General features: G+C 44.5%; 9 protein-coding genes. 2 read left to right on the top strand and 7 right to left on the bottom strand.

Going from position 1 to position 8,040, the window contains the following annotated elements:
* Positions 1-118: 118 nt before the first annotated feature.
* A complete protein-coding gene (locus HMPREF1548_RS08530; protein WP_035321600.1) occupies positions 119-1,465 on the bottom strand; it encodes a glucose-6-phosphate isomerase in 1,347 nt (448 codons plus the stop codon).
* A gap of 229 nt (positions 1,466-1,694) precedes the next feature.
* Complete coding sequence (locus tag HMPREF1548_RS08525; protein ID WP_021635572.1) at positions 1,695-2,507, bottom strand: hypothetical protein; 813 nt, start codon at positions 2,505-2,507, stop codon at positions 1,695-1,697.
* 270 nt (positions 2,508-2,777) lie between these two features.
* Here HMPREF1548_RS08525 and HMPREF1548_RS08520 point away from each other — a divergent pair, with 270 nt between their 5' ends.
* A complete protein-coding gene (locus HMPREF1548_RS08520; protein ID WP_021635570.1) occupies positions 2,778-3,026 on the top strand; it encodes a TIGR03905 family TSCPD domain-containing protein in 249 nt (82 codons plus the stop codon).
* Positions 3,027-3,049: 23 nt separating this feature from the next.
* The gene (gene murG / locus HMPREF1548_RS08515) at positions 3,050-4,141 is read left to right on the top strand and encodes an undecaprenyldiphospho-muramoylpentapeptide beta-N-acetylglucosaminyltransferase (protein ID WP_021635569.1); all 1,092 of its coding nucleotides are present in this window, start codon (positions 3,050-3,052) and stop codon (positions 4,139-4,141) included.
* Between the two features lie 49 nt (positions 4,142-4,190).
* On the opposite strand, the gene HMPREF1548_RS08510 is transcribed toward murG, so the two are convergent.
* The 5 genes from HMPREF1548_RS08510 to HMPREF1548_RS08490 all read right to left on the bottom strand — a co-directional run bounded on the left by HMPREF1548_RS08510 (position 4,191) and on the right by HMPREF1548_RS08490 (position 8,033).
* On the bottom strand, positions 4,191-4,610 hold the full coding sequence (locus HMPREF1548_RS08510; protein WP_331491288.1) for an HIT domain-containing protein: 420 nt from the start codon (positions 4,608-4,610) through the stop codon (positions 4,191-4,193).
* Between the two features lie 85 nt (positions 4,611-4,695).
* On the bottom strand, positions 4,696-5,331 hold the full coding sequence (locus tag HMPREF1548_RS08505) for a rhomboid family intramembrane serine protease (protein WP_044914428.1): 636 nt from the start codon (positions 5,329-5,331) through the stop codon (positions 4,696-4,698).
* A gap of 189 nt (positions 5,332-5,520) precedes the next feature.
* The gene (locus tag HMPREF1548_RS08500) at positions 5,521-7,014 is read right to left on the bottom strand and encodes a DUF6382 domain-containing protein (protein WP_035321598.1); all 1,494 of its coding nucleotides are present in this window, start codon (positions 7,012-7,014) and stop codon (positions 5,521-5,523) included.
* A 90-nt stretch (positions 7,015-7,104) separates the two neighbouring features.
* The gene (locus tag HMPREF1548_RS08495; protein ID WP_021635565.1) at positions 7,105-7,551 is read right to left on the bottom strand and encodes a TadE family protein; all 447 of its coding nucleotides are present in this window, start codon (positions 7,549-7,551) and stop codon (positions 7,105-7,107) included.
* Between the two features lie 26 nt (positions 7,552-7,577).
* A complete protein-coding gene (locus HMPREF1548_RS08490) occupies positions 7,578-8,033 on the bottom strand; it encodes a prepilin peptidase (protein WP_021635564.1) in 456 nt (151 codons plus the stop codon).
* Positions 8,034-8,040: the final 7 nt, after the last annotated feature.

Genomic DNA, 8,040 nt, shown 5'->3' with positions numbered 1-8,040 from the left:
AAAATAATATGGCTAAAAAAACGAAAGGGCGTGATTTGAATAATTTGCACACCCTTTCGCAGCTTAATACCTTTTTACGGCTTCTTATTTATTTTTCTGCTCCGAAACGGGCTGTTTTTTACAGTCTCTTCAGAAGCTCTTCTCTCTGCGCTTCATATCCCGGTTTTCCAAGCAGCGCAAACATATTTTTCTTATAGCTTTCTACGCCAGGCTGGTTAAACGGGTTTACGCCAAGCAGATATCCGCTGACTCCGCATGCAAACTCAAAGAAGTAGAACAGCTGGCCCAGATAGAACTCGTTCACCTCAGGCACGTCGATCATCAGGTTAGGAACCTGACCATCCGTATGAGCCAGGATGGTTCCGTTCATCGCGCTCTTGTTAACGAAATCAACACTCTTCCCTGCCAGATAATTCAATCCGTCAAGATCCACAGGCTCTTCATTGATGGTGATTTCTTCTCTGGATGTCTCTACATTGATAACCGTCTCAAACATAATACGGGAACCGTCCTGAATAAACTGTCCCATAGAATGCAGATCTGTCGTCAGGTCAACGCTTGCCGGGAAAATACCCTTCTGGTCCTTTCCTTCGCTTTCACCGTACAGCTGCTTCCACCACTCGGATACATAGTGAACACTGGGCTCATAGTTAGCCAGGATTTCCACTGATTTTCCTTTTCTGTGAAGGATATTGCGGACAGCCGCATACTTCAGTGCGTCATTATCTTCGTATTCAGCCTCCAGCGCTTTCTTGCGTCCATCAGCTGCACCTTCCATTAACTTGTCAATGTCCGCACCGCTTACTGCGATAGGAAGCAGACCTACTGCAGTCAGAACGGAAAAACGTCCTCCCACATCATCCGGAACAACAAAGCTTTCGTAACCTTCTTCCGTTGCCAGTCCCTTCAGGGAGCCCTTCGCACGGTCTGTGGTTGCATAAATTCTTCCGGCAGCTTCTTTCTTGCCGTATTTCTTTTCCATCATTTCCTTGAATACACGGAATGCAATTGCGGGCTCTGTAGTAGTACCGGACTTAGAGATCATATTAATAGAAAAGTCTCTGTCCCCAATCACATCAATCAAATGCCTGATATATGTAGAGCTGATGGAATTTCCAACGAAATAAATTTCAGGAGTTTTTCTAATCTCCTTGCTTACACTGTTATAGAAGCTGTGTCTTAAAAATTCAATTGCAGCTCTTGCTCCCAGATAAGAACCACCAATTCCGATAACCAGAAGCACTTCTGAATCACTCTGGATTTTAGCCGCTGCTTTTTTAATTCTGTCAAACTCTTCCTTATCATAATCAACCGGCAGATCGATCCAGCCAAGAAAATCATTTCCCGCACCGGTCTTGGAAACCAGAAGTTCCCTGGCATCCATCACCTGTTTTTTCATAAAATCTACTTCATGCGCACCGATAAAAGGTGCTGCTTTTGAATAATCAAAAGTCACTTTGCTCATCTGCTTATCCTCCAATTCTGCTGCACTTGGCAGCAAACAAATAGATATAACCGCAGCCATCGCAGAAAACCTGCAATTTCGCTCAATTTCCGTTCTTAGTGTAGCAAAGTTGGTTTTTATTTTCAAGAGTTTTTATAAGAAGCCTTGTTTTTCCTCGTTTTTTCCTTTTTTATTAAGAATACGGTTTTCTGAATTCTGCGTTTTTTCTGCTGTTGCCAGCAGTACTGTATTATGCAAAAAACTCCTTCAGAAGCTCTTCCAGTTCTTTTTCCTGATTCTTGGTAAAAATCTGTTCCTCCATCTGAGTTTCCGCCGGGCTCTTTTCCATTGTCTCCACTCTTTCCGGCCGTATTTTTTCCTTTAGCTCCGCAGCTATCAGTTTTCCCGCCGATTGTTTTACTGTTGTCTGCTCTGCTTCCGCTTGTATTTTATCCTGTTCTTCCCCTATACTCTCCATTTCCCGGAGTATGGCACCTCCGGCCGATACGCTCCTGACTTCGGCTCCGGCCAGCCATTCCGACTCATCCAGTAATGAAAGCCTGGCCGCCATATGATTTTCCAGATAGTCTGTCAGACTGGTCTTAAGCGCAGCCTTTTTCCCATGTACATCCACCAGGCCTGAAACGCTGAAATACAAATACAATCCCAGAAAGCTCATAAGATAGAACGGAAGGATTTCCCCCAGTGTTTTTCCGTCAATAATCCCCTTACACGCCCCCGCCCCTGCAAAAAATACCGAAAGCATCATAAGCTGCCCGGCAAAATGGGACAGCCCGTCCATGGAAAATTTCCATATTTGAATCCGATTTAAAAACTTGTCCACAAAAACCGGTATGTTGGGAACTCCGTCATTGAGCTTGTAACAGTTACGGAATTTAATCTTACACTGCTTAAGCACCTTGTTTTCCGTTGAGGACATGTTTTCAGCCTCCCTTATCAGCGTATTCAGAAAAATTCCTGTTATAAACTTGCATAATATGCTCAATAATAGCAATATAATTGTCATAGCCACCAGTTCTTTATTTTCCACAAACGAAGTCATACTCTCCTCCAATCTGCTGTCCGTATCAGACAGCCTCCCGTCCCCTGTTCTGCTTCTGCAGCTGTGAGACCAGCCTTTTTTGGTTCCTTTGTGAATAGTATTATAGGAGATTGAACCGCCTGCCACAATACGGACAGGCCGGGAATCGATCGGAGAATTACGCCTCAATCTGCCATAATCGCGGATTTATTGTGAAAATACTGGTAACAAAGGAGGATTTTTGATATAATTCGGATATTGAATTTATATTGTTTAATTTGGAGGCATATTATGAAATACAGAACAAAAGGCACTTGCTCCAGCGCAATAGACATTGAACTGGATAATGGAATCATCAAATCTGTACATTTTACGGGAGGCTGCAATGGTAATCTCCAGGGTATTTCCCGCCTGGTGGAAGGAATGCCCGCAAAAGAGGCAATTTCCCGTCTGAAAGGAATCAAATGCGGCTTCAAGCCCACATCCTGCCCTGATCAGCTGGCTGTGGCACTGGAATCCATTGTGGGAACCGCAAATTAATAATTCAGCTAGGGGGCTAATTCATGTCAAAGAAAATCGTTCTTACCGGCGGTGGCACCGCCGGTCATATTACGCCAAATATTGCCCTGCTGCCAAGGCTGTCACAGCTCGGTTATGAAATTTCCTACATCGGTTCCTACAATGGAATGGAGAAAAAACTGATAGAGGATTATGACATCCCCTACTACGGAATATCCACCGGAAAATTCCGGCGCTATTTTGACTTAAAGAACTTTACGGATCCCTTTCGCGTTATAAAGGGATATGGAGAGGCAAGAAAATATTTGAAGGAAATCCGCCCGGACATTGTATTTTCCAAAGGCGGTTTTGTATCCGTCCCTGTAGTCCGCGCAGCATCCTCCCTGAAGATTCCCTGTGTTATCCACGAATCAGATATGACACCGGGACTCGCTAATAAGCTCTGTATCCCGGTTGCTACAAAGGTATGCTGCAATTTTCCCGAAACGCTGCACAATCTTCCCACGGAAAAAGCTGTACTTACAGGCTCTCCTATCCGTGATGAACTATCCAAAGGAAATAAGCTTGCCGCACTGGAGCTGTGTCATTTTACTGCCAATAAGCCTGTACTTATGGTAATAGGCGGTTCCCTTGGCGCTGCTTCCATCAATCAGGCTGTTCGTGAGGCTCTGCCAAAGCTGCTCAATGATTTTCAGATAGTGCACATCTGCGGTCATGAGAAAATTGACAACTTGCTGCTCAACCAATCCGGATATGCACAATTTGAATATTTGAAAGCTGAGCTGAAGGATGTGTTTGCCATGGCTGATGTAGTGGTATCCAGAGCCGGAGCAAATGCTATCTGTGAACTTCTCGCCCTGAAAAAGCCTAATCTTCTGATTCCGCTTTCCGCAGGAAGCAGCCGTGGAGATCAGATACTGAATGCCCGCTCCTTTGAAACTCAGGGATACAGTATGGTTATAGATGAAGACTATTTAAGCCCTGATCTTCTGGTTGAGAAAGTACAGGAACTTTACTTTAACCGTCAGACCTATATTAATGCAATGGGAAAAAGCCAGCAGATGAATGCGACCAAAACAATTACAGAATTGCTGGATGGAATTGTAGAAGAAAATAAGGCAGGAAAAGGCAAATAGGATTGCGGCCTGCCGGGGAAGATAATGAAGCTTCCCCGGCGGACCGCTTTTATTCACCGCAAATTGTCTTACGGATATTTTCAAGCTCTTCCTGTGAGGGTTCTTGAGGTATCCAGTTGATGTTCTGCTTATCATCATCATATCTGGGAATCAAATGCAGATGAAAGTGACGTACCGTCTGTCCTGCGGACTCTCCATTGTTCTGAACCAGATTAAACCCGCTGCACTGCAGCCTTTCGGTCATCCTGGCCGCCATTCTTTTAGCCAGCTTCATAACTTCTCCGCATACCTCATCCGGAAGCTCATAAAGATCACAATAATGATCCTTGGGCAGGATTAATGCATGTCCTCTTGTAGCAGGGCCCAAATCCAGAATTACCCGGTACTTTTCATCCTCATAAATAGTATTCGTTGGAATATCTCCATTAGCTAATTTACAAAAAATACAGTTATCATCCTTCATAACAATTCTCCTTCCTGCCCGCAGGCATCCTCTCTGTTTTTATGCTCTTTAAGCAAAAGCCTGTTTCCTCAGTCCGTCTTAATACCATTTCTCAATATCCATAGCCTCCGCCGCCATGCCCTATGCTCCTCCCAATATGGCACAGAAGAAAGGTCAGCAGGAAACCGCTGATCAGCCCGCCTAAATGAGCTGCATTATTCACCATAACACTGCGGAAACCGGAATAAAGAGAAAATATAATCATAAGAAGCATTCTCTGAATGGAAATCTGAGCCGCCCGTCCCTTCTTTGTAATGACCAGGTAAAGCAGTCCGCCTATCAATCCGAAAACAGCCCCGCTCGCCCCAAAGGAGTAATAAAAGTTGCCTGTAGTCAGCTCATATACAGCTGACAGAAGATTTCCGCAGATTCCAGATATAAAAAACAGGGCAAGGTATCTGAAACTGCCGATTGTCTTCTCCACAATCTCTCCGCCAAAGTACAATAATATCATATTATTAACCAGATGGCCAATATCAGCATGAAGAAACATGGATGTCACAAGACGGTAATATTCCCTGCTGTGAGTCAGATACAAAACGCTGAACTGTCCTTCATCATACAGCCAGTCACCCGTGAATTCGCATATCAAAAAAATAACGACATTTATAGCTGTAAGCACTGCGCTGCACCATGGAATATCCTTGTATTTCTGATCCTGGTACCGATAAGTCTGCCGTTTTACCATATACACCCCCGTTACCCCCAGTTTTATGGTATTTACTGCGTCCCTTACGGACATAAAACCTGCAGATACTGCTAATTCTTCACCAAAATATTCCTCAATACCAAAAGGGTAACACTTCCGTACAGCCTTGTCAATAAACCGTTTTTGATAGTTTTCACCTGTATTTCCAACTCCTAATCCCAGAATATATTATTCCTCGTAATGTAGTATGACGCTTCCCAGCCGGACCTCATCTCCCGCTTCCAAAACCATTGTTTCATTTTGTTCCAGGCCTATCCCGTTGATAAATGTGCCATTTGTAGAATTCAGATCCATCAGCGCCGTCCTGCCTTCCTTTTCTACGAATCGGGCATGAATACGGCTAACAGAAGCATCCGGCAGCAGAAGCTGCACCCTGCCTTTCATCTTGCCTGCAGTTACCGGAAGACTGTCCAGGGCAAAACGGATTTCCTGTTCCCCCAGTTTTCCCGTTAGTCTGGGACTTCTGGTCCTATTGCCGGGTATATCGCTCATGCTATAAACGCTTCCTATGTTGTTTGCAGAAAATATAGTGTCATCAAAGTACACCTCCTTCTCACAGCAAGCATAACTGTCCCACGTTTTTTCCTGCTTTCTTTCTACGTCTGCCTTTCCCTTTTTTTCATCCTTTACCGCAGTCAGTTTCCATAAAAACAGAAGAAGAATTATGCCATCTGCGGCAAGACCTCCAAAGAATACCGCCTTAAGCGAGCCTTCCGGCTGCAAATACCAGATAATACCACAGATAATCCCAAATATAAGAACTGCTGCCACCAAACCAATCAGATTTCTTTTACCATTCTTCCTTTCCTGTGTTCTCTCTTCACCAGTATTACCTTTGTCCGCTTCCGTTTCTGTATTACTGGTACAGTGTATACTTTTTTCTTTATACAGTGTTCCCTCGTACGCTGTAGGGCCCGCTGTCCTGCCATATTCATAAACTGCCGGTTCTTCATAGAAACTCATCTGGCTCTCCCAGCCATCCTCCGGCCACTGAAGGTACCCTTTTTCTGCTGCCGCCTCGCCCCTTCTGCTCCGTACGGGACTGTACCCCAGTCCTATCTCCAGCCCGCTTTCCGACCTGTTTTCCAGTTTTGTATCCGATCTGTCCACGCCTCCTTTTTCCAGGAGCGCACGGAAACTTTCTATAGTGAAACTCTCTGCCTTCGACATCTTATAAAACTGATAAGCGGCGCTTACTGCTTTTTCCTCTCTGTGATCCACATGCTCCAGAAAAAATTCCGCTATCGGCATATAAATGCTGCCGATCGGTTTCTCCTTCTCTGCAAAGGGATAGTAAAGGAAACAAAGCCGTTCTGTTTCCAAATCCATATATATACATTCCGGTTCAAGCAAAAGGAACCTTTCTTCAAGAAGGTATCCGGCCATACCTCCCAATAACCCTGACATGCTGTCCACCACATCCAAAATCTCCTGACAGGTCATTTTCCCTGACTCATACATCTGTTCCAGAGACTGACGTGAACTGATGTCATAATACAGACATACCTTACCATCCACATATCGTTCAGTGGCTTCAAGCAGACCCGATATTTTGTTGTTCAATATCATTCTATACTGATAGCTGTCCGTCTTTTCTTTGGGTATTCCTTCAATAACCAGATAACTGTGACTTAATTCTCTCTTGTAAACCGGCTTAACCATTTTTCTTCTCCCTTCCGCCATTTTGTATTATTGTATCAATTCGGACAGCACATCTTCTTGAATATATCTGCTGTCCTGAATTGTTACATATTATTCTATAAAATCACCAATCCGTCTGGCTGCCCGGATAAAAGCGGCGGCATCCCGTATCAGCGCCTTCTTCTCTGCTGTTATGTCCCATTCCTTTTGGCTTATAAGCTGCAGCCCGGGCGCCGGAAGCGCAAGATTGGCCTGCAATGAAACACCGACGGAAACTGCAGAAACATTGATTTGTTTTTCCAGGCCTTTAATCGGAAGTACGCTTTCCTTAAGCAGTTTATCCAGCTCCCTGGCTGCCGCCGCCTCGGCTTCCGCATTCCCCTCGTCACACAAGCTGGCTCTGAATGCCGCAATATAAGCAGCCTGATTCAGAAAAGCTATGGTATACAGGTAGAAAGAAAGATACATAAGCGCGGTAATAAGAATTACTGTAATCGGCATGATAAAACTGGCCTCCAGAGTCATATACCCATCTTTTTCCCAATTTCCTTTTGTCATATAATTTCCCCGTTCCTCCGGATACTTCAGTTATCCACACCTATTCCCGCACACAATTCAATTATCCACACCAAAACCACGGCTGTACAAAGAAATGGTGCAAAAGGGATCTGCGTATTCCGGTTGCCTTTTCTGCTTATTATCAATACTGCTGCCAGAAAAAAGGTAAGCAGACATGCTCCAATCACTTCTGCGGTACACCTCTGCCACTGATGCATCAAACCAATGGGAATTACCATCATACCATCAGCGCTTCCCAGTTTTCCTTCCGTTATATGGCACAGAAGAAGCATAAAGGTTCCCGGAAGTACCCCGGTCAGAATAGCAGACCAGCTGTATTGTCCCAAAATCAGCAGCATTGCCGCATAAATTAATCCCAGAAGAATGCCAGTGTATAAAAGCCATCCGGGTATCGTTCTTTTTTTACAGTCATAACAGCTGCAGATTCCCAAAAAGCTGCATAATATCATGTTTTCTGCCATATTGTCC

It is taken from the genome of Clostridium sp. KLE 1755 (assembly GCF_000466465.2).
In the GTDB taxonomy this organism is placed as follows: domain Bacteria; phylum Bacillota; class Clostridia; order Lachnospirales; family Lachnospiraceae; genus Eisenbergiella; species Eisenbergiella porci.
This window is presented reverse-complemented; position numbering and strand designations above follow the sequence as displayed.